Source organism: Stenotrophomonas sp. 10N36, assembly GCF_056395005.1.
The window spans coordinates 15,820-38,641 of record NZ_JBFTIS010000011.1; the positions used below are offsets into that span (position 1 = coordinate 15,820).

General features: G+C 68.1%; 15 protein-coding genes. 12 read left to right on the forward strand and 3 right to left on the reverse strand.

Features of this window, described 5'->3' with window-relative positions; all coding sequences use genetic code 11:
* The first annotated feature begins 189 nt into the window (after window positions 1–189).
* The 4 genes from carA to AC1DCJ_RS12165 all read left to right on the forward strand — a co-directional run bounded on the left by carA (window position 190) and on the right by AC1DCJ_RS12165 (window position 6,111).
* Complete coding sequence (gene carA, locus AC1DCJ_RS12150) at window positions 190–1,320, forward strand: glutamine-hydrolyzing carbamoyl-phosphate synthase small subunit (RefSeq protein WP_141058315.1); 1,131 nt, start codon at window positions 190–192, stop codon at window positions 1,318–1,320.
* A 148-nt stretch (window positions 1,321–1,468) separates the two neighbouring features.
* The gene (carB, locus tag AC1DCJ_RS12155) at window positions 1,469–4,711 is read left to right on the forward strand and encodes a carbamoyl-phosphate synthase large subunit (protein ID WP_137189390.1); all 3,243 of its coding nucleotides are present in this window, start codon (window positions 1,469–1,471) and stop codon (window positions 4,709–4,711) included.
* Window positions 4,712–4,719: 8 nt separating this feature from the next.
* On the forward strand, window positions 4,720–5,184 hold the full coding sequence (gene greA, locus AC1DCJ_RS12160) for a transcription elongation factor GreA (protein WP_026069738.1): 465 nt from the start codon (window positions 4,720–4,722) through the stop codon (window positions 5,182–5,184).
* A 6-nt stretch (window positions 5,185–5,190) separates the two neighbouring features.
* Window positions 5,191–6,111 carry a phosphoglycerate mutase gene (locus AC1DCJ_RS12165; protein ID WP_428712319.1) on the forward strand — a complete coding sequence of 307 codons (921 nt, stop codon included), beginning with the start codon at window positions 5,191–5,193 and terminating at the stop codon, window positions 6,109–6,111.
* Window positions 6,112–6,162: 51 nt separating this feature from the next.
* Here the strand turns inward: AC1DCJ_RS12165 and AC1DCJ_RS12170 are convergent, their stop codons facing one another.
* Complete coding sequence (locus tag AC1DCJ_RS12170; protein ID WP_478071067.1) at window positions 6,163–7,200, reverse strand: DUF1176 domain-containing protein; 1,038 nt, start codon at window positions 7,198–7,200, stop codon at window positions 6,163–6,165.
* Between the two features lie 168 nt (window positions 7,201–7,368).
* Here AC1DCJ_RS12170 and recJ point away from each other — a divergent pair, with 168 nt between their 5' ends.
* Together recJ and AC1DCJ_RS12180 are read left to right on the forward strand one after the other, a co-directional pair.
* Window positions 7,369–9,147 carry a single-stranded-DNA-specific exonuclease RecJ gene (gene recJ / locus AC1DCJ_RS12175; RefSeq protein ID WP_394343835.1) on the forward strand — a complete coding sequence of 593 codons (1,779 nt, stop codon included), beginning with the start codon at window positions 7,369–7,371 and terminating at the stop codon, window positions 9,145–9,147.
* Window positions 9,148–9,217: 70 nt separating this feature from the next.
* Window positions 9,218–9,829, forward strand: coding sequence for a hypothetical protein (locus AC1DCJ_RS12180; protein ID WP_478071068.1), 612 nt, complete (start codon window positions 9,218–9,220; stop codon window positions 9,827–9,829).
* A 30-nt stretch (window positions 9,830–9,859) separates the two neighbouring features.
* Here AC1DCJ_RS12180 and AC1DCJ_RS12185 read toward each other — a convergent pair whose 3' ends face one another.
* Window positions 9,860–10,918, reverse strand: coding sequence for a DUF1176 domain-containing protein (locus AC1DCJ_RS12185; RefSeq protein ID WP_478071069.1), 1,059 nt, complete (start codon window positions 10,916–10,918; stop codon window positions 9,860–9,862).
* A gap of 138 nt (window positions 10,919–11,056) precedes the next feature.
* Here AC1DCJ_RS12185 and AC1DCJ_RS12190 point away from each other — a divergent pair, with 138 nt between their 5' ends.
* Entirely contained in the window at window positions 11,057–13,978 is a 2,922-nt protein-coding gene (locus tag AC1DCJ_RS12190; protein WP_478071070.1) for a VIT domain-containing protein, read from the forward strand.
* 128 nt (window positions 13,979–14,106) lie between these two features.
* Window positions 14,107–14,982, forward strand: coding sequence for a LytTR family DNA-binding domain-containing protein (locus AC1DCJ_RS12195; protein WP_478071071.1), 876 nt, complete (start codon window positions 14,107–14,109; stop codon window positions 14,980–14,982).
* Between the two features lie 58 nt (window positions 14,983–15,040).
* Here AC1DCJ_RS12195 and AC1DCJ_RS12200 read toward each other — a convergent pair whose 3' ends face one another.
* Complete coding sequence (locus AC1DCJ_RS12200; protein ID WP_478071072.1) at window positions 15,041–15,787, reverse strand: M48 family metallopeptidase; 747 nt, start codon at window positions 15,785–15,787, stop codon at window positions 15,041–15,043.
* 204 nt (window positions 15,788–15,991) lie between these two features.
* On the opposite strand from AC1DCJ_RS12200, the gene prfB reads away from it, so the two are divergent.
* The 4 genes from prfB to AC1DCJ_RS12220 all read left to right on the forward strand — a co-directional run bounded on the left by prfB (window position 15,992) and on the right by AC1DCJ_RS12220 (window position 22,817).
* Window positions 15,992–17,117, forward strand: a protein-coding gene (gene prfB / locus AC1DCJ_RS12205; protein WP_137189397.1) for a peptide chain release factor 2 whose coding sequence is annotated in 2 segments (ribosomal slippage) — window positions 15,992–16,066 and window positions 16,068–17,117 — 1,125 coding nt in all. Because the reading frame shifts where the segments join, the coding sequence is not laid out codon by codon here.
* 126 nt (window positions 17,118–17,243) lie between these two features.
* Entirely contained in the window at window positions 17,244–18,761 is a 1,518-nt protein-coding gene (gene lysS / locus AC1DCJ_RS12210; protein ID WP_141058308.1) for a lysine--tRNA ligase, read from the forward strand.
* A 197-nt stretch (window positions 18,762–18,958) separates the two neighbouring features.
* A complete protein-coding gene (gene rpfG / locus AC1DCJ_RS12215; protein WP_478071073.1) occupies window positions 18,959–20,098 on the forward strand; it encodes a cyclic di-GMP phosphodiesterase response regulator RpfG in 1,140 nt (379 codons plus the stop codon).
* A 544-nt stretch (window positions 20,099–20,642) separates the two neighbouring features.
* The gene (locus AC1DCJ_RS12220; protein WP_478071131.1) at window positions 20,643–22,817 is read left to right on the forward strand and encodes a response regulator; all 2,175 of its coding nucleotides are present in this window, start codon (window positions 20,643–20,645) and stop codon (window positions 22,815–22,817) included.
* The last annotated feature ends 5 nt before the right edge of the window (window positions 22,818–22,822 follow it).

The window sequence follows — 22,822 nt, forward strand, 5'->3', positions numbered from 1 at the left end:
TCGCGCCCGTACGTCAGCGCATGCATGTAAACGCTGGCGTCGCAGCCCCCTTGCCTTTACAATTCCCGCTCGCCGAATCACGACAGCCGGACCGGTCCCGCACCGCAGTCCGCGCTTTTTTGCAGCCGCTTTTTCGTGGAGCGCAGGCGTGACTTCGGTGCCCCCATCGGTAGCCAAAGTGAGATCTCCGTGACCCAAGCCGCAATCCTCGTCCTCGAAGACGGCACCGTATTCGAGGGCGAATCCGTAGGCGCGCCCGGCCTGTCCGTCGGCGAGGTGGTGTTCAACACCGCCATGACCGGTTATCAGGAAGTGCTGACTGATCCTTCCTACGCCCGGCAGATGGTCACGCTGACCTACCCGCATATCGGCAACACCGGCATGACCGACCAGGACGACGAGGCCCACAAGGTGTGGTCGGCCGGTCTGATCGTGCGCGACGTGCCGCGCCGTCCCAGCAACTGGCGCAGCCAGGTGTCGCTGCAGGACTGGCTGCTGCAGCGCGGCGTGGTGGCCATCTCCGGCATCGACACCCGCAAGCTGACCCGCATCCTGCGCGAGCGCGGCGCCCAGAACGGTGCGCTGATGGCCGGTGACGGCATCAACGTGGACACCGCCCTGGAAGCAGCGCGCAAGTTCCCCGGCCTGAAGGGCATGGATCTGGCCAAGGTGGTAAGCACCGACAAGGCCTACCCGTGGACCGAAGGCCAGCTGGACCTGGACAACAACGAGTTCGTCAGCGCCGCCCCGACGTTCAAGGTCGTGGCCTACGACTTCGGCGCAAAGCTCAACATCCTGCGCATGCTGGCCGAGCGTGGCTGCGACATCACCGTGGTGCCGGCGCAGACCCCGGCCGCCGACGTGCTGGCGATGAACCCGGACGGCGTGTTCCTGTCCAACGGCCCGGGTGACCCGGAACCGTGCGACTACGCCATCGAGGCGATCAAGGTGTTCCTGGACAAGAAGCTGCCGGTGTTCGGCATCTGCCTGGGCCACCAGCTGCTGGCGCTGGCCTCCGGCGCCAAGACGGTCAAGATGGGCCACGGCCACCACGGCGCGAACCACCCGGTGCAGGACCTGGACGATGGCCGGGTGATGATCACCTCGCAGAACCACGGCTTCGCGGTGGATGAAGCCACGCTGCCGGCCACCCTGCGCGTGACCCACCGGTCGCTGTTCGATGGCACCAACCAGGGCATCGCACGCACCGACGTGCCGGCGTTCTCGTTCCAGGGCCATCCGGAAGCCTCGCCGGGTCCGCACGACGTGGCGCCGCTGTTCGACCGTTTCGTGACCCTGATGGCGCAGGCCAAGGCCTGATCCGCCGCCGCCGGCGCCCCCGGCGGCATCGCGACGGAACGCGAGTCCCTGCAGTGCCGCAGCCCTTGGCGCGGCGCCGCACCCCCGGAAGTTTCCTGATCGACAGCGTGCGATCACCCCGACACGCTGTACTGACTTAGAGAAGACAATGCCAAAGCGCACTGACCTTAAAACCATCCTCATCATCGGTGCTGGCCCGATCGTCATCGGCCAGGCCTGTGAGTTCGACTACTCCGGCGCGCAGGCCTGCAAGGCGCTGCGGGACGAGGGGTATCGCGTGGTGCTGGTCAACAGCAATCCGGCCACGATCATGACCGACCCGGAGATGGCCGACGCCGTCTACATCGAGCCGATCAACTGGCAGACGGTCGAGAAGATCATCGCCAAGGAAAAGCCCGACGCGCTGCTGCCGACCATGGGCGGCCAGACCGCGCTGAACTGCGCGCTGGACCTGGCCGACAACGGCGTGCTGGAGAAGTACAACGTTGAACTGATCGGCGCCAAGCGCGACGCGATCCGCATGGCCGAAGACCGCGAGCTGTTCCGCGTGGCCATGGGCGAGATCGGCTTGGACTGCCCGTCGGCCGCCGTCGCGCACACGCTGGAAGAAGCGATCGAGATCCAGACCCGCGTCGGCTACCCGACCATCATCCGCCCCAGCTTCACCCTGGGCGGCAGCGGTGGCGGCATCGCCTACAACCGCGAAGAGCTGGTCGATATCGTGACCCGCGGCCTGGAACTGTCGCCGACCACCGAAGTGCTGGTGGAAGAGTCGGTGCTGGGCTGGAAGGAATTCGAGATGGAGGTGGTGCGCGACACCGCCGACAACTGCATCATCGTCTGCTCGATCGAGAACCTGGACCCGATGGGCGTGCACACCGGTGACTCGATCACCGTGGCCCCGGCCCAGACCCTGACCGACAAGGAATACCAGCGCCTGCGCGATGCCTCCATCGCCGTGCTGCGCAAGATCGGCGTGGATACCGGCGGCTCGAACGTGCAGTTCGGCATCAGCCCGACCACCGGCCGCGTGGTGGTGATCGAAATGAACCCGCGCGTGTCGCGTTCGTCGGCGCTGGCCTCCAAGGCCACCGGCTTCCCGATCGCCAAGGTCGCGGCCAAGCTGGCCGTGGGTTACACCCTGGACGAATTGAAGAACGAGATCACCGGCGGCCTGACCCCGGCCTCGTTCGAGCCGTCGATCGATTACGTCGTCACCAAGATCCCGCGCTTTGCCTTCGAGAAGTTCCCGGCCGCCGATGCGCGCCTGACCACCCAGATGAAGTCGGTGGGCGAGGTGATGGCGATGGGTCGCACCTTCCAGGAATCGCTGCAGAAGGCCCTGCGTGGCCTGGAAACCGGCAAGATCGGGCTGGACCCGACCGGCCTGGACCTGGCCAACGAAGACGACATCACCACCATCAAGCGCGAGCTCAAGGCCCCGGGCCCGGAGCGTCTGTTCTTCGTGGGTGACGCGTTCCGTGCCGGCTTCAGCGTGGAAGAGGTGTTCGCGCTGTCGCACATCGATCCGTGGTTCCTGGACCAGATCGAAGAGATCATCCAGGCCGAAGCACAGGTCGCGGCCGACGGCATCGACGCACTGGACGGCGCACGCCTGCGCAAGCTCAAGCGCGCCGGTTTCTCCGATGCCCGCCTGGCCGAACTGACCGGTACCAACGAAGCGGCCGTGCGCGCGCTGCGCCGTGCGCACAAGGTGCGCCCGGTGTACAAGCGCGTGGATTCCTGCGCCGCCGAGTTCGGCACCAGCACGGCCTACCTGTACTCGACCTACGAGGACGAGTGCGAGGCCGCGCCGAGCAACCGCGACAAGATCATGATCCTGGGCGGCGGTCCGAACCGCATCGGCCAGGGCATCGAGTTCGACTACTGCTGCGTGCACGCGGCCCTGGCGCTGCGCGAGGATGGCTATGAAACCATCATGGTCAACTGCAACCCGGAAACCGTCTCCACCGATTACGACACCTCCGACCGCCTGTACTTCGAGCCGCTGACGCTGGAAGACGTGCTGGAGATCGTCGAGCTGGAACAGCCCAAGGGCGTGATCGTGCAGTACGGCGGCCAGACCCCGCTGAAGCTGGCGCGCGCGCTGGAAGCCAACGGCGTGCCGGTGATCGGCACCTCGCCGGACTCCATCGACCTGGCCGAAGACCGCGAGCGCTTCCAGCAGCTGGTGGACAAGCTGGGCCTGAAGCAGCCGCCGAACCGCATCGCCCGCAACGACCAGGAAGCCCTGCTGCTGGCGCGCGAGATCGGCTACCCGCTGGTGGTGCGCCCGAGCTACGTGCTGGGCGGCCGCGCGATGGAAATCGTGTACGGCGAATCCGACCTGGCCCGCTACGTGCGTGACGCGGTGAAGGTGTCCAATGATTCGCCGGTGCTGCTGGACCGCTTCCTGGACAACGCGGTGGAAGTGGACGTGGACATCATTGCCGACAAGGACGGCAACGTGCTGATCGGCGGCGTGATGGAGCACATCGAAGAAGCCGGCGTGCATTCGGGCGATTCGTCCTGCTCGCTGCCGCCGTACTCGCTGTCGGCCGAGACCCAGGCCGAGCTGCGCCGCCAGGTGGTGGAACTGGCCAAGGCCCTGAACGTGGTCGGCCTGATGAACACCCAGTTCGCGATCCAGGCCGGCGAGAACGGCGAAGACATCGTGTACCTGCTGGAAGTGAACCCGCGTGCCTCGCGCACCGTGCCGTTCGTGTCCAAGGCCACCGGCATGGCGCTGGCCAAGATCGCCGCGCGCTGCATGGCCGGCATGACCCTGGCCGAGCAGGGCGCGCTCAAGGAAATCGTGCCGGACTACTACTCGGTCAAGGAAGCGATCTTCCCGTTCGCCAAGTTCCAGGGCGTCGACCCGATCCTCGGGCCGGAGATGCGCTCCACCGGCGAGGTGATGGGTGTGGGCCGCAGCTTCAGCGCCGCCTTCGCGCGTGCGCAGGAGGCCGGTGGCATCAAGGCCCCGCCGCTGGGCAAGGCGTTCGTGTCGGTGCGTGACCCGGACAAGCAGCGCGTGCTGCCGGTGGCCAAGCTGCTGCTGGAGCGTGGCTACACGCTGGTGGCCACGCGTGGCACCGGTGCCTGGCTGCAGCAGCACGGCATGGACTGCGAGATCGTCAACAAGGTGGTCGAAGGCCGTCCGCACATCGTCGACTCGATCAAGAACGGCGAGATCGTGTATATCGTCAACACGACCGAAGGGCGTGCGGCGATCAACGACTCGTTCTCGATCCGTCGCGAGGCGCTGCAGCACCGCGTCACCTATTCGACCACCATTGCCGGCGCCAAGGCGCTGGTGCAATCACTGGAATTCCGCGGGACCGGCCCGGTCTGGTCGCTGCAGGAACTGCACAAGGAGTTGAACGCATGAGAGCACCGATCACGTTGAAGGGCGCGCAGCGTCTGCGCGAAGAGCTGGACCACCTGAAGTCGGTCAAGCGCCCCAAGGTCATCGCGGCGATCGCCGAAGCGCGCGAACACGGCGATCTCAAGGAGAACGCCGAGTACCACGCCGCGCGCGAAGAACAGGGCTTCATCGAAGGCCGCATCAAGCAGCTGGAAGGCGAGCTGTCGCACGCCGAAATCATCGACATCACCAAGCTCAACGCCGGCAGCAAGGTGGTGTTTGGTGCCACCGTCGAGCTGTCGGACGTGGAGAGTGATGAAGAGAAGCGCTACCAGATCGTGGGTGACCTGGAGGCGGACATCAAGCTGGGCCTGATCGCGATCTCTTCGCCGCTGGCCCGTGCCTTGATTGGCAAGCTGGAAGGCGATGCGGTCACCATCGACGCACCGGCCGGCCAGCGCGAGTACGAAATCGTCAGCGTCCAGTACCTGGACTGAGCCGCGATGGCCACCGCGACGCTGCTGCTGCCGGCGCGCAGCCGGTTCCCGGCCGCGCCCTTGCCCGATGACGTGGCAAAGGCGCTCGGGCGGGCCGAACGCAGCAGCGTCCAGGCCGGTGAGGACGCCCAGCTGCAGCGGCATTTCCAGCTGCAGCCGGCGCACTGGCCAGTGGCCGCGTTGACCCGCCAGCTGGACGTGGGCGACGCGGGCGAGGCGATCTGGCTGCGTGCCGACCCGGCCCATGTGGTGCCGGACATGCAGGGTGCGCGGATGATGGGCCACGGCGACACGCTGCGGCCCGACGCCGAAGACGTGGCCCAGCTGCTGCCGGCGTTGCAGCCGCTGTTTGCCGGGTTCGGGTTTACCCTGGACGCGCCGGTGCCGTCGCGGTGGTACCTGCGGTTGCCGCCGGGCACCACCTTGCCGGTGTTCGATTCCCCAGACGACGTGCTCGGCGATGACCTGTTCATGCATCTGCCCGAAGGCGACGCCGGGCGCCGTTGGCGTGCCCTGCTGACCGAAGCGCAGGTGGTGCTGCATACCCACCCGTGGAATGAGCAGCGCACGGCGGCGGGCAAACGCGCGATCAATTCGTTGTGGTTCTGGGGCGGCGGTCAACTGCCCCAAGCCGTGCATACCCCGCACGCGCAGGTACGCAGCCGCGAGGCACTGCTGCAGGCGTTGGCCCGTGCGGCCGGCGTGCATGCCGATGGCGAGCAGCAGGTGGACGCGCTGGTGGATCTTCGCCAGCTGCGCTCGCTTGAACAGCTGGGCAAGGATGCGATCCGGCCGCTGCTGGTGGCGGTGCAGCGCGGTGAGCTGCGTCGCCTGGTCCTGGATTTCGAAGACGGCGTGCGTTTCGAAATCGATAAGGGCCAGCGCTGGCGGTTCTGGAAGAAGCCGGTCCAGCTTCATGACGCCTGAGTAGAGCGCCGACCGAGGGTCGGCGTTTCTGCATCGGGCCAGCGCCAGGGCTCAGCGCAATTCTGTCTCGAACGTGGCCAGGTGCCAGAAGCCGCCCGGCATGGCCCGGCACAGCCCGGTCACGTATTCGCGGCTCACCACGAACCGCGTGCCATCCCAGACCCAGTAGCGCCCGAACCCGCAGCGTCCCAGCGTCCGCTCGTCCCTCTCTTCGTAGAGCACCGCGTCCGGAGGCCGCAGGAACACGTGCGCGGTGGTGACCAGCGCCGGCTCGAACGGCGGTTGCGCGCGGATCACCCAGCTCGGCCCGCTCGCGTAGTAGCCCGGCCCGTGGCAGGTCATCGACGCCAGCAGGTGCACCGGGTCCAGCCGGTGCACGTCCAGTGATGTCGATTCCACCCGATCCTCCTGCCATGCGCACACCGCCTGCATGTCACGGCCGGCCAACAGCGCGTCCATCAGGTCCTTGCGTTCGGCAAGCGCCGCATCACTCGGCCGTGTTTCAGCCAGCGGTGGCGGATTCTTCAGCACCGGCCTGGGCAAGGCCGGCGGCACGCTCGACTCCGGCCGGGTGCCGCGCTGGATCAGCGCGCCGGGGGTGTCGAGCCGGTCCTGCATGGCGTCCATCTTCAGCAGCAGGGCCGTGGCACCGCGGTTGGAAATGGGCCAGGCGCTGCCGACCGCATCAATGATCGCGATGGGCGCATCGCGCCGCAGCGCGACCAGCAGCGCGTCTACCTGTGCTTGGCTGAGCGTGGCCGGTGCCTCGGGCTGCGTGGGAACCACCGTACCCAGCGCACGGCCGTCCACGCGCAGCTGCAGCGCGCCGGTGGGCCTGGCCGCCGGCGTCTTCTCTCCGGCATCCCCGTATTCGGCGCCGTCCACGTAGCCCAGCATCGCGGTGACCGGGGTATCCGGCCCGCCGGGACGTTCGAACAGCAGGCTGAAGGCCAGCGGTGCGTCGGCGCTGAATCCGGCGGCGCGGCAGGTACGGGTGTTGTCACAGGCCAGCAGCCAATCGTGCTCGAAGAACGACGTACCCAGTGAAGAAGCCGTTGCGGCGGTGACCGGTGCCAGCAAGAGGGCCATGGCTAGGCGCAACGGCAATGCAGAGAAGGGCATGAAATAGCCGGGTGGAAGCGGGCAGGGAGTATCCAACATCGGCGCATGCACGGGAACGCACGTGTCGACCGATGTACCCGCAGAGCAGCTACCGGAGCCAGCCGGTATCATGGCGGCACTCTCTGCAACCCGGCGATGCCGATGTCTTCCACCGCCGCTGCTGCGCTGCTCCCCCGTACCCCGAACCCCACCCACGCCGTCGCGCTCCAGCGTCGCGATGCCGTGGCCGTGGCTGGCTGGCCTGCCGACATGCTGCCGCTGCTGCAGCGCCTGTATGCCGCGCGCGGGGTGACCGACGCGGCGCAGGCGCAGCCGAAGCTGGCCCAGCTGCATGCGCCGGAGCTGATGGGCAGCATGCAGGACGCGGTGGAACTGCTGGCCGGTGCAATTGCCAGCAACGCCCGCATCCTGGTGGTGGGCGATTTCGACTGCGACGGCGCCACCGCCTGCGCGGTGGGCGTGCGCGGGCTGCGCATGCTCGGTGCGCGCGACGTCGTGCACGCGGTGCCCAACCGCATCCTGCACGGCTACGGATTGTCGCCGTCGCTGGTGGCCGACCTGGCGCACCTGCAGCCGGGCCTGCTGGTCACCGTCGACCATGGCATTGCCTGCCACGCCGGCGTGACGGCGGCCAAGGCGCTGGGCTGGAAAGTGCTGGTCACCGACCACCATCTGCCCGGTGAGCGGCTGCCGCCGGCCGATGCGCTGGTGGACCCGAACATCAGCGGCGATGCCTTCCCCAGCAAGGCGCTGGCCGGCGTGGGCGTGATCTTCTACGTGCTGATGGCGCTGCGTCGCCACCTGCGCGAACAGGGCGCCTTTGCGGCGACTCCGGAGCCGGACCTGCTGACCCTGCTGGATCTGGTCGCGGTGGGCACCGTGGCTGACCTGGTGGCGCTCGACGCCAACAACCGTGCACTGGTGGCTGCCGGGCTGCGCCGCCTGCGCGCAGGGCAGGGCTGCGTGGGCCTGCAGGCCTTGATCGAGGCCAGCGGCCGCGATCCGGCACGGCTGAGCGCCACCGACATCGGATTCGCACTTGGCCCACGTTTGAATGCCGCCGGGCGCCTGGAAGACATGGCGCTGGGCATCGAACTGCTGCTCACCGAAGACCGCGGCCAGGCCCGCGAGATCGCCCAGACCCTGGAGCAGATCAACGCCGAACGGCGCGCGGTGCAGCAGCTGATGACCGACGACGCCGAGCTGGCGGTGTCGCGCGCGATGCTCACGGCCGAAGGCGAACGCCCGATCGCCGCGTGCCTGTTCGATGCCGACTGGCATCCCGGCGTGGTTGGCCTGGTGGCATCGAAGATGAAGGACCGCCTGCACCGCCCGGTGATTGCGTTTGCCCCCTCCGAACCGGGCAGCGATTCGTTGCGCGGCTCGGCACGCTCGATCCCCGGCTTCCACATCCGTGACGCGCTGGCGCTGGTCAATGCCGCGCACCCGGGCCTGATCGACAAGTTCGGTGGCCACGCCATGGCGGCGGGCCTGAGCCTGCCGCACGCACGCTTCGAGGATTTCCAGAAGGCATTCGTGGCCGTGGTCGAATCGAGCATGGACCCGGCGTCGTTGCAGCAGCTGCTGCTGAGCGATGGCGAGCTGGCACCGGGGGAACTCGATTTCCGCCATGCCGAAGCGCTGCGCCTGGCCGGTCCGTGGGGGCAGGGCTTCCCCGAGCCGCTGTTCGACGGCCATTTCCAGGTGGCGCGTTGGCAGGTGCTGAAGGAAAAACACCTGAAACTCAGCCTGCGCGTGCCCGGCCGTGCCGAACCGATCAATGCGATCCACTTCAGTGGCTGGAAGGGCACCGCCCCGGCCAACCACGTACACATCGCCTACCGCCTGGTCAGCGACGACTACCGCGGTGGCGGTGCGATCCAGCTCATCATCGAACACTGCGCCGATGCATGAGCCGCGCCGTTGCCTGCTCTTGTCGGCCTGCCTGCTGCTGACCGGGCTCCCCTTTACGACACACGCCCATATGCGCCCATCGCCCATCGAACGCTTCGACCTGCAGAGCCGCATCGTGCTGCAGGCCGATGAGGCTGCACGCACCGAACTGTCGACCCGTGAAGGCTTCGAGTTCCCGGACCTGGAAGGCTCACGCCAGAGTGTGGCGTGGTTGCTGGGGCTGGAGCTGACCGCGCGCGTGGCGGGCGAGGGCGACGCGCCGGCCGACGCGGTCACGGTCGACGACGCGGTTGCCGCCGTAATGGCGCGCCTGGCCAGGACCCGCTGCGTCGCCACGGCCTACGAACCATCGGCCGATCCGGACGATTACCGGGATGCAGACGACCAGACCGGCGCGCTGGCGTTCACCTGCCAGCTGCCCGATCCCGCCCCGCTGCGCCCCCTGCATGCTGCATGGCGCAGCGCCCGGACCGACAGTGAACGTCAGCAGGCTGCGGAGCACTTGCTCGCCGCCTATGTCGATCACCTGGCCCATGCGCCCGACCGCCCGGTGCACGCCCGGCATGCCACCTGGTCGCGCCCGTACACCGCCGACCATGCGGTGATGCAGAGCATGGGGGTGATGGGAACCCTGTTGCCGATGCTGTTTCCGTTCGATGGCTGGGAAGACGACGACGCCTGAGCGTCGCCGTTCACCTCGGCGTATGCGGGGTTACTCCTGCACCGTGCTCACCAGCGTCGGCATTTCCCAGGCGCCGCCGGCCGAGACCAACCGGCACAGCCCGGTGCTGGACACGTCGGTCTTCACGAACTGGGTGCCGGTCCAGCCCCAACTGGTGGTGTAGAAGCAGTCGCCCAGACCGCGGCCCCTGTGCGATTCGACGATGGTGCGCACGTCATCGCCTGCGCCGGAGGTGGTCACCAGCCGCGGCTGGTACGGGGCACGGTCGTTGACCACCCAGTAGCCGTCGCCGGTGTTGTAGGCGGCGCGCCAGCAGGCCTGCGAGACCAGCAGCTTGTCTGCGCTCAGACGCTGCACGGTGATCTCCTGCGGGCCCTCATTGGAGATCACGCTGTCGCCCGGGTGCAGGGCCTCGCAGTCGTCGGCCGAGGTCGCCGCGGCCAGCGCCGCGCGCAGTGCCTTCGATTCACCCAGCGCTTCATCGGCGGGGCGGGTCGGCACGACCTTGGCCAGCTTCACCACCGGCATCGGCACGGCCGGCAGCACCGTGTTTTCCGCCTTGGTGCCCTTGCGCACCAGCGCGCCGGGCGTGCCCAGACGGCCCTGGAATTCATCCATCTTCAACAGCACCGCCGAGGCGCCGCGATCGGACACGGTCCAGCGCTTGCCATCGTTGCCGGTCAGCACGATCCGGCTGGTGCCGGTCAAGGTGGACAGCAAGGCCTTCACCTGTGCCGGCGAGAGCACGGCGGTGCCGTCTGCGGCCTTGTAGGCCAGTGCGCCCAGTTTGGTGTCGTTGATCTGCAGTGACAGCTGCTTGGGCAGTGCTGGTCCGTCCATTTGCCCGAGCATCACCTCGGCCTTGACCGGCTGGTCGGGGCCCGCCAGGCGGGTCAGCAGGATCGACACCGGCGCATTGCCGCCGTCCTCGTCGTTCTGGTAACCGGCCGCGCGGCAGGTGCGGGTGTTGTCGCAGGCCAGCGTCCAGTCGTTGTGGGTGAAGCTCACGCCACTGACGGCGGCGGGCGCGGCGTGGGCCGGCAGCAACGGGGCCAGCAACAGCAGGGGGAGCAGGGCAGGCAGGCGCATGCGGGACGTCCTTGTAATGACGCAATGGGGGAGCGGCATCTTGGCCCACTGCGGCGGGCACGCCAAGCCTTGCATCGGCTCAACCCCGTTTGCCGGCATGATCCGTTCAACCTGCTGTCATCGGATAAGGAGCGTCACATGCAACGCACACTTCGTGGGATCGGCATGCTGGGCATGCTGCTGCTGGGCACGCAGGCAGGTCTGGCACCGGCACGCACGGTGCCGCGTCCGCCACCGGTAACGCCGGTGCTGCAGGTGGCCGGGGCCGAGGTGCCCGTGCAACTGCGACAGGTGCGCCTGGACAGCCGCGTGGTGGCGGGCCTGGGCGAGACCCGCATCGAGATGACCTTCTTCAACCCCAACCGCCGCGTGCTTGAAGGGCAGCTCGAGTTCCCGCTGGCCGACGGCCAGCAGGTGGCCGGGTTCGCGCTGGACATCGACGGCGTGCTGCGCGACGCGGTGCCGGTGCCCAAGGCGCAGGGCCGCCAGATATTCGAGGCGATCGAGCGGCGCCGGGTTGACCCGGGCCTGCTGGAGCAGACTGCGGGCAACCAGTTCCGCCTGCGCGTGTACCCGATCCCGGCCCAGGGCAGCCGCCGCATCGTGCTCACCTTCCGTGACACCCTGCCCGTGGATGCACAGGGCTTGCGCTGGGCGGTGCCGCTGCAGTTCGCGCGGGGCGCCGACGAGGTGGTGCTGCGCATGGAAGCCCGGGGCACCGGTGCCCCGACAACGATCCAGCCGTCGCCCTGGAAATTCAGTGCCGAACAGGGCGCCCATGTCGCGCAGTGGCATGGGCGCGGCGATGCGTTGCCTGCCCAGGCGCTGTGGCGTCTGCCGCAGGTGCGGCAGCCCGACGTGGTGACCGGCCTGCACGAGGGACAGCGCTATCTGCTGGCGCAGGTTCCGGTACCGGCACAGGCCACGCCGCGGGTGCTGCCGAAGCGCGTGGGGCTGGTGTGGGACGCATCCGGTTCGGCGCGCCAGCGTGACCGGGCCGCGGAGTTCGCGGTGCTGGACCGTTACTTCGCTGCGCTGGGCACGGGCGAGGTGGAGCTGACCGTACTGCGCGATCGCGCCGAACCGGCGCGCCGCTTCCGTATCCAGCGCGGCGACTGGAGCGCGTTGCGGACCTACCTGACCGGCCTGCCGCAGGACGGTGCCAGCGCGCTTGGCGCGTGGACCCCACGGGCCGACATCGGCGAGTACCTGCTGGTCAGCGATGGCCTGTCCAATTACGGCACCCCGGCGCCGCCGACACTGGCAGCGGGCCAGCGGCTGTACGCGCTGAGCAGTGCCGGCGCGCGCACCGACGGTGCCCGCCTGCGTGCGTGGACCGGCGCCCACCATGGCCAGGCATTGGTGCTGTCCAGTGCGGCCGAGGTCGAGGCGGTGCTGCCCTTGCTGCTGCAGCAACCGGCGCAGGTCGTGGCGTTGCGCGGCACCGGCGTGGACCAGCTGGTGGCCGACGCCAGCGCGGCCAGCCAGGGCTGGCTGCGTGTGTCCGGCCGGGTGCAGCGCGATGATGGCGTGGTGGAGGTGCAGATGCGTCTGGCCGATGGCCGCGACCACACCCAGCGGATCACGCTGGCCGGTGCCCGGGCACTGGACGGAGGGCTGGTGGCGCAGGCCTGGGCCAGCGCCACGCTGGCCGGTTACGCCGCCGACCCGGCGGGCAATGCCGCGCGGATCGGCGCGCTGTCGCAGCAGTTCGGGATGGTCGGTGCGGACACCTCGCTGCTGGTGCTGGAGACCTTGGACGACTACCTGCGCTATGGCATCCGCGCCCCGGCGCCGCTGCGCGCCGACTACGACCGCCTGCATGCCGTGCGCATCGGCGACGAAAAGCAGGCGCGTGCGCAGCGCCTGGACCAGATCGCGCTGCAGTTCGCCGAACGCGAGCGCTGGTGGAACACGCGCTGGCCCAAGGGCACGCCCGCGACCCAACCGGTGCTCACCAAGGCCGCGCCCATGGCGGTTGCCGCTGCGGATGCACAGGTCTACATGGAGACGCGCGTGAATGACGTGGTCACGCCGCCTTCGCCGCCCGCACCGCCGGCGCCATCGCCACAGATGGCCCCGGCCGCCGCAACGCGGGGCAACCTGGAGAGAATGGCTGTCACCGGCAGCAAGCGCAGCCGCAGCAGCAACAGCGGCGCCATCGCCGTCACGCTGGCTGCCTGGGAACCGGATTCGGCCTATGCCCGCCGCCTGCGCGGTGCCGCGCCGGCGCAGCTGTACGCGCTGTACCTGGCCGAACGCGAGCAGCACAGCGACAGCAGTGCGTTCTATCTGGACGTGGCCGACCTGCTGTTGGCCGCCGGCCAGCGCGAACTGGGCCTGCGCGTGTTGTCCAACCTGGCCGAGATGCAGCTGGAAAACCGCCACGTGCTGCGCGTGCTCGGCTACCGCCTGATGCAGGCCAATGCGCCGGACCTGGCGGTGCCGGTGTTCCGCCAGGTGCTGCGGCTGGGCGAGGAGGAGCCGCAGAGCTTCCGCGACCTGGGTCTGGCGCTGGAGGCCAGCGGCCAGTACCAGCCGGCGCTGGACGCGCTCAACGAGGTGGTGGTGCGGCCCTGGGACAGCCGTTTCGACGGCATCTCGCTGATCGCGCTGGACGAACTCAACACGCTGGCGGCACGCGAACGCGTGGATGCCCGTGCCGTCGATCCGCGGCTGCGCCGGGCACTGCCGCTGGACCTGCGGGTGGTGCTCAGCTGGGACAGCGACAACAGCGACATGGACCTGTGGGTGACCGACCCCAACGGCGAGCGCGCCTACTACGGCAACCGGCTCACCTACCAGGGCGGGCAGATGTCGCAGGACTTCACCGGCGGCTACGGGCCCGAGCAGTTCTCGCTGCGCGATGCCAAGCCCGGCAAGTACAAAGTGGAGGCGAACTTCTTCGGCAGCCGCGAGCAGCTGGTCACCGGCGCCACCACCCTGAGCCTGCGCCTGAGCACGCACTGGGGCACCGGCAAGCAGCGCGACCAGCAGGTCACGATGCGCCTGAAGGACAAAGCCGAGACGGTGCTGGTGGGCGAGTTCGAGGTGCGCTAGCACGCCACCGCGGTTCGACCGGGAGCAGGGCAGGGCGACGCCGACGACGTCGCCCTGTCTGCACTGGGGCGGGCAGCTACAATCCAGGGTCTGCCCCTCTTTTCCGGCCCTTCTGCATGGACCCTGTCATGGCCCCCGCCGCGCCGGTGCGCTGGCGTCCCGCCACCCGCTTCCTGGTCTGGTCGGCCATCCTGCTCACCACTGCGGTCGCCAACGCCTTCGTCGAAGTGATGGACGCGCAGCGCCGTGGCGATGGCCTGGCACTGTGGGAACCGATGATCTGGGAGCTCAGCAGTGTCGCCATGATTCTGCTGACCCTGCCGTTGCTGTGGTGGGGCTGCCAGCGCTGGCCGCTGCATGCCGATACCTGGAAGCGACGGCTGCCGGCGTACCTGCTGGCCAGCGTGGCGTGGTCGCTGGTGCATGTGGTGGGGATGATGGCCCTCCGTCACGCGTCCTATGCGGCGCTGGGCCAGCACTACGAAGACGGCTCACCCTGGCCGACGCGGCTGGTGTACGAGTACCTCAAGGACGTCCGCGCGTTTTTCAGCTTCGTGGCGATCGAACACTTCTTCAGCTGGTTCGGCCGGCGACGGCAGGGCGAGGCGCATCTGCTGGCAGCGCCCGATGACGCGCCCACGGCGGAGCCCGCCGATGTGGCACGTCCCGAACGCTTCCTGGTGCGCAAGCTGGGCCGCGATTTCCTGGTGGCCACCGCCGATATCGAATACGCCCAGGCCGCCGGCAACTACGTCAACCTGCGCGTGCGCGGGCACGACTATCCGTTGCGCAGCACCATGGCGGCGCTGGAGGAGCGGCTGGATCCGGCGATCTTCGTGCGTGCCCACCGCAGCTGGGTGGTCAACGTGCGCCGACTGGTCTCGATCGAGCCCTTGGACGGCGGTGAGGCGCTGCTGCACATGGACGATGGCGGGCGGGTGCCGTGCAGCCGCCGGCAGCTGCCGTCGTTCCGCCAGGCACTGGCGGCGCAGGCCACCGGCTGACGGCAGCGGGCCGCCAGCCGGCGTGGCACCCCGGACGCCCGGGATGCCGTCAGGCAGCTCAGCGCTTGCCGTCTTTCTTGATCATCGCGTCGATGCGACCGGCGCGCGCTTCCGAGCCCGGGTGCGAGGACATCAGGCCACCTTCGCTGGACAGCTTGCGGAACATGCTGGCCAGTGCGGCCGGGTCGTAGCTGTGGCGCTTCATGAAGCGGTAGCCGTACTCGTCGGCCGCGCTCTCTTCCTTCTGCGAGAACTGGGCGTTGACGAAGCCTTCGGCCAACTCGCCCAGCTGGCCCTGGGTCAGGTCGGCGACGTTGGCGTTGCCGGAGGCGGCCAGGGTGTCGCGACCGGCCGAGGTCAGCATGGCGGTGCGCATCTTGGTCTTGCTGTGGCCCAGCTTGACGTGGCCGATCTCGTGGCCGATCACGCCGCGCACTTCGTCGTCGGAGGCCATGTCCATCAGGCCCGAGTACACGCGCACGCAGCCGTTGGCCATGGCCCAGGCGTTGACGTCTTCGGTCAGGTAGACCTTGAAGTTGAGGCTCAGGCCGTCTTCGTTGGCCAGGCCCTGGGTGATCTTGGCCAGGCGCTGGGCATACGGGCTGTTGGCCGGGGCGATCTTGTTGTCCTTGTCCATGTACGCGCAGGCCTGGTCGGCGGCCTTGGCCACGTCGGCATCGGACAGGGTCAGGGCCTGGCCGGCCTTCATGCCGGTGCCGGCCAGCGACTTCAGGTCGATGGCCGAGGCGTTGCCAGCGGCGAAGCAGGCCAGGGCCAGCAGAACAGCGGAGGATGACTTCCTCATCGGGTAAAGCTCCATGTAGGTGATATTGGGGGCGACCGCTGGCGGGGGCCACCGGGCGCGGCAGGAGTCTACCCTCTGGCCCGCCCGGCGTGTTCACCCATCGCTGACGCGGGCCGCCCGGGCGCCACCGCCGCCGGCCGTTGCGGCCTCAAAGCCCCGGATAGGCTATGATGGACAGTCTTTTCGCACGCACTAATTGCCGACATGATCGAGCTCAATCCTGTCCGCCAGCGCATCACCGATCTCACCGATCGCGTGCTGTCGCTCAGGGGGTATCTTTGACTACGACGCCAAGAAAGAGCGTCTGGAAGAAGTAACCCGGGAACTGGAAAACCCGGATATCTGGAACAACGCCGAGTACGCCCAGAACCTGGGCCGCGAACGCGCCAACCTTGAAAAGACCGTGGGCGGCATCGCCACGATCCTGGATGGCCTGTCCGAGTCCGGCGAACTGCTGGAACTGGCCGACAGCGAACAGGACGAAGATACCGCCCTGGCCGTGGTCGCCGACCTGGACAAGTACCAGAAGCACGTTGAACAGCTGGAATTCCAGCGCATGTTCTCCGGCCAGATGGACACCGCCGCGGCGTTCGTCGACATCCAGGCCGGCGCCGGTGGTACCGAAGCCCAGGACTGGGCCGAGATCCTGCTGCGCATGTACCTGCGCTGGTGCGAATCGCGCGGCTGGAAGACCGAGCTGATGGAAGTGTCCGGTGGCGACGTCGCCGGCATCAAGTCGGCCACGCTGCGCGTGGAAGGCGATTACGCCTACGGCTGGTTGAAGACCGAAACCGGCGTGCACCGCCTGGTGCGCAAGTCGCCGTTCGATTCGGACAACCGCCGCCACACCAGCTTCACCTCGGTGTTCGTGTCGCCGGAAGTCGATGACAACATCGAAATCGACATCAACCCGGCCGACCTGCGCACCGACGTGTACCGGTCCTCCGGCGCAGGTGGTCAGCACGTCAACAAGACCGAATCGGCGGTGCGTATCACGCACATTCCGACCAACACGGTCGTGGCCTGCCAGACCGGCCGCAGCCAGCACCAGAACCGCGACAACGCGATGAAGATGCTGGCCGCCAAGCTGTACGAGCTGGAAATCCAGAAGCGCAACGCCGAGCGTGACGCCGTGGAAGCCACCAAGTCCGACATCGGCTGGGGCAGCCAGATCCGCAACTACGTGCTCGACCAGAGCCGTATCAAGGACCTGCGCACCGGCATCGAACGGTCGGACACGCAGAAGGTGCTGGACGGCGACCTCGACGAATTCGTCGAAGCCAGCCTGAAGTCCGGCCTGGCCGTGGGTGCCAAACGCACCGACGCCTGACCGTCGGGGCCGCCATGCGCGGCCCCGATCCGCTGTGCCCGGGCCGCGCCCGGTTTCGCAATCCGCCCCGACCATCGGCATGATGGCGGGGACCGTACCTCCCCCCGACATACATAGACCCACGCCATGAACGATCAGACCGCCGCGCCGCAGCCCCCCGTCGACGAGAACAGCCTCATCGCCGAGCGCCGCGCGAAACTGACCGCCCTGCGCGGGCAGGGCATCGCCTACCCGAACGATTTCCGCCGTGAACAGTTCGCCGGCAGCCTGCAGGCCGAGTTTGCCGATGCCGAACAGTGGACCGCCGAAGCGCTGGAAGCCACCGACCGCCAGGTCAAGATGGCCGGCCGCCTGATGGCCAAGCGCGTCATGGGCAAGGCCAGCTTCGCCCAGATCCAGGACGAGTCCGGTCGCATCCAGCTGTTCCTGCAGGGCAGCACGCTGGGCGATGCCTACACGGCGTTCAAGGGCTGGGACGTGGGCGACATCATCGGCGTGGAAGGCGGGCTCACCCGCACCAAGACCGGCGAGCTGTCGGTCAAGGCCACCAGCATCCGCCTGCTGACCAAGTCGCTGCGCCCGCTGCCGGACAAGTGGCACGGCCTGGCCGACGTGGAGCAGCGCTACCGCCAGCGCTACGTCGACCTGATCGTGACCCCGGAGTCGCGCGAGGTGTTCATCAAGCGCTCGCGGATCATCCGCGCCATGCGCGCCTGGCTGGACAGCCGCGACTTCCTGGAAGTCGAAACGCCGATGATGCATTACATCCCCGGCGGCGCCACGGCCAAGCCGTTCACCACCCACCACAACGCGCTGGACCTGGACCTGTACCTGCGCGTGGCCCCGGAGCTGTACCTCAAGCGCCTGGTCGTGGGTGGGCTGGAGCGCGTGTACGAGATCAACCGCAACTTCCGCAATGAAGGCGTGAGCACCCGCCACAATCCGGAATTCACCATGATGGAGCTGTACGAGGCTTACGCCACGTACACCGAAGTGATGGACCTGACCGAAGGCGTGATCCGTGACGTGGCCAGCAAGGTGCTGGGCACCACCACGGTGGAGTGGGACGGTGCCACCATCGACCTGGCCCCGGCGTTCCGCCGCTGGCGCATGGACGAGGCGGTGCGCCACCACAACCCGGAGATCAGCGCCGCCGACTGCACCGACCGCGACGCGCTGGCCGCCCATTGCGAGCGCCTGAAGATCCGCATCAAGCCGTCCTACGGCTGGGGCAAGCTGCTGCTGGAGATCTTCGAGGCCACCGTCGAGCACACCCTGGTGCAGCCGACCTTCATCACCGACCACCCGGTCGAGGTGTCGCCGCTGGCCCGCGCCAACGATGACCAGCCGGGCTACACCGACCGCTTCGAGCTGTTCATCAACGGTAAGGAGCTGGCCAATGGCTTCTCCGAGTTGAACGACCCGGAAGACCAGGCCGCCCGCTTCCAGGCCCAGGTGACGGCCAAGGAAGGCGGCGACGACGAGGCCATGCACTACGACGCCGATTACATCCGTGCGCTGGAGTACGGTATGGCGCCGACTGGCGGGCTGGGCATCGGCATCGACCGCCTGGTGATGCTGCTGACCGGCAGCAGTTCGATTCGTGATGTACTGCTGTTCCCCTACATGCGTCCGGAAAACTGAGACGTACGTCCGGGTGCCCGACACGGGCATCCCGGGCGGGGTTCCGCTGTCGTGGCCGCGCGCGTATCGTTTATGCGTGGTCATTGCGACAGTTCTGCGTGATGGCCAGGCAGGTATCGAGCCGAAGGCGGGCGTGACGCCCGCATCACACTGCGGCTACGATCATGAACCGGGCGATCGCGACGGGAGGCGGATCCATGCAAGGTGCCAGTGTGCAGAGTGGCGGAATATCCTTTCCGCAGCATGTTCCAGTGTGGTCCAGGAAGACGGCGGAAGCAGCCTTGAATATTGTCATCGTTGACGATCAGACGTCCGCGCGCACCATGCTGCGTCATGTCATCGAGGACATCGCGCCGGAACTGAGCGTGCACGACTTCGGTGACCCGCTCACCGCGCTGGCCTGGTGCGAGTCGCACCCCGTCGACCTGTTGCTGCTCGACTACCGCATGCCGGAAATGGACGGGCTGGAATTCGCCCGCCGGTTCCGCCGCCTGCCCAAGCACCGCGACATCCCGGTGATCCTGATCACCGTGGTCGGCGACGAGCCGATCCGCCAGGCCGCGCTGGAAGCGGGCGTCATCGATTTCCTGGTCAAGCCGATCCGCCCGCGCGAACTGCGCGCGCGCTGCTACAACCTGCTGCAGCTGCGCCAGCAATCGGAAAACGTCAAAYAGCGTGCGCTGTCGCTGGAGCAGCGCCTGCTGGCCAGCATGCACGAAGTGGAAGAGCGCGAACGCGAGACCCTGTCGCGGTTGGCGCGTGCGATCGAGTTCCGTGATGCCGGTACCAGCGCCTACCTGGAGCGCATGGCGCACGTGGCGGGGCTGATCGCCGAACAACTCGGCCTGCCCGAAGAAGAGTGCAAGCTGATCGAAATGGCCGCGCCGCTGCACGACATGGGCAAGATCGCCATTCCCGATGCAGTGCTGCTCAAGCAGGGCAAGCTCAACGAAGAAGAGCTGGCGATCATGCGCCGGCACCCGCGGATCGGCTACGAGCTGCTCAGCGGCAGCCAGAACCGCTTCATCCAGGTGGGCGCGTTGATCGCGCTGCGCCACCACGAGCGTTATGACGGCAGCGGTTACCCCGACGGCCTGATCGGCGATGCGATTCCGCTGGAAGCGCGGATCGTGGCGGTGGCCGATGTGTTCGACGCGCTGATCTCGCCCCGCCCGTACAAGGAAGCGTGGACGATGGAAGCCACCATGGCCTACCTGTACGCGCAGCGCGGCCGCCTGTTCGACCCGCGCTGCGTGGATGCGCTGATGAAGGGCCGCGAGCAGCTGGAAGAGATCTGCGCCCAGCACTCGACCGCCTCGACCCGCCCGGGAATGTGAGATGCAGCCTCTGTACCCGTGGCTGAAGCGCCGGCTGGCGCAACGTCCGGATACCGAGCACGGGCAGGTAGTCGTGCGGATCGCGCTGATTTCGCTGATCCTGCTGTATGTGCTGCTGGCGGGGGCGCGCAACCACCTGCTGGACCAGTACCACGGCGTGCTGGCCACGGCGCTGACCGGGCTGGGCATGTCGCTGTTGTTGCTGGGCTGGCTGCTGTGGCGGCCGCAGCGGTCGCACCTGCGCCGGGTGGTCGGCATGCTTGCCGACTACGGGCTGATCGCGCTGGGCATGATCCAGATGGGCGAGCCGCTGGCCTGGGTGTATGCGGTGGTGATGTGGGTGACGGTGGGCAATGGGCTGCGCTATGGCAACCGTTACCTGGCCGCTGCCATCGCGCTGGCCATGCTTGGCTTTGGTACCACCGTGTTGCTGACCCCGTACTGGATGGACAACGCCAGGCTGGCTTTCTTCCTTTGGTTGGGGCTGGCAGTGGTGCCGCTGTGCTGCTCGACCCTGCTGCGCCGACGCATGCGAGTGCCCCCCATGAACGAGTCTCCCCGCACCGGCCCCGCCGGCAAGCAGCACCTGCTGGCCCGGTTCAAGCAGCGCCTGTCCGGCCGGCCCGACAGCGAGCACGCGCAGAACCTGATCCGCATCGCGATCACCTCGCTGTTCATCATCTACCTGGGCTGGCGCTACCTGGAGAACCACGGCGATACGCTGCTGGCCACCTGGCTGATCCTGGCCTTCGAGTTGACGGTGTCGGCCGGGCTGCTGGCGGCCATCCTGCTGCAGCCCGGCGTATCGCATGTGCGGCGGGTGATCGGCATGCTCACCGACTATTCCTGCATGGGGCTGATCATGACCATCCAGGGCGAGCCGGCCGCGCCGCTGTATGCGGTGTGCCTGTGGGTCACCATCGGCAACGGCATGCGCTATGGCAGCACCTACCTGCGCGTGGCCACGGCCATGGGCTGCGTGGCCTTCCTGTGCACGATCATGCTGGCGCCGTACTGGCAGCAGCACAGCTACCTGGCGTGGGGGCTGCTGCTAGGGTTGGCGGCGATCCCGCTGTACTTCGACTCGCTGCTGCACGCACTGACCCGCGCGGTGGCCGAGGCGCGCCAGGCCAACGAGGCCAAGAGCCGTTTCCTGGCCAACATGAGCCACGAATTCCGCACCCCGCTGAACGGCCTGGCCGGCATGACCGAAGTGCTGGCCACCACCCGCCTGGACGAGGAGCAGCGCGAGTGCCTCAACACCATCCAGGCCTCGGCGCGCAGCCTGCTGGCGCTGGTGGAGGAGGTGCTGGACATCTCGGCCATCGAGGCCGGCAAGGTCCGCGTGGAGCGCCACGAATTCGCCCTGGCCGACGTGCTGCAGGCGATCAACCTGATCCTGACCCCGCAGGCGCGCACCAAGGCGCTGGAGTACCGCGTGGTGGTGGACGAGCACGTGCCGCCGCGGCTGTACGGCGATGCCGGCCACCTGCAGCAGATCCTGCTCAACCTGATGGGCAACGCGGTCAAGTTCACCGACGACGGCTTCGTGGCGTTGCGGGTGTCGCTGCTGGACGGGCAGGTCGGCGAGCGGGTGATGCTGCGCTTCGAGATCCTCGACAGCGGTATCGGCGTGCCGGCCGCGCTGCGCGAGCGCCTGTTCGATGCCTTCGAGCAGGCCGACGTGGGCCTGGCCCGCCGCCACGAGGGCACCGGTCTGGGCACCTCCATTGCCAAGGGCCTGGTGGAATCGATGGGCGGCCGCATCGGCTATACCCCCAACAGCCCACGTGGCAGCGTGTTCTGGGTGGAAATCGCGCTGGACGTGGCGATGACCCCGGTACTGACCGGCGACACCACCGAGAGCGGCAACGTCATCGCCTTCTCCAATCCGTTCCTGCGCCACCGCGCGCGGGTGCGCAGCCTGCGCGTGCTGGTGGCCGACGACCATGCCGCCAACCGCATGGTGCTGCAGCGCCTGCTGGAGAAGGCCGGCCACAAGGTGGTCTGCGTCAATGGCGGCGAGCAGGTGCTGGACATGCTGGAGCAGTCCGACTTCGACACCGCCATCGTCGACCTGCACATGCCCGGCATGAGCGGGCTGGACCTGCTCAAACAGCTGCGGGTGATGCAGGCCAGTGGCATGCCCTACATCCCGGTGATGGTGCTCAGCGCCGATGTCACCCCCGATTCGATCCTGCGCTGCGAGCAGGCCGGTGCACGCGCCTTCCTGGCCAAGCCGGTGGTGGCCACGCGGTTGCTCGACATCCTGGCCGACATCGCCGCCAACACGCGGCCCGAGCCGGGTATCCAGGCGGTGCCCGCCGCGCCGGTGGTGGCCGGCGCGCTGGATCCGGCGGTGCTCGACGAGCTGGCCGCGCTGGGCATGGGGGAGGGGTTTGAAAAGCAGTTCATCGCCCAGTGCCTGAGCGATGTCGACGGTTGCATGGCCCGTATCCAGGCCAGCGGTGAACAGCAGGCCTGGGATCAGCTGCGCGAACACGCCCACGCGCTGCGTGGGGTGGCCAGCAACCTCGGCCTGGTCCAGGTGGCCAATGCCGGGGGTGAACTGATGCGCATGCCCGACTGGCAGCTCAAGGCCGAATGGACCCCGCGCGCGGGCGCCTTGGGCAATGCGTTGCGACAGGGAAGGAAGGCACTCGACGCCCGGGCTGTGGCCCTGCGGCAGTCCGATGGCGACGAGTGCACGCCCTCCTGAACATG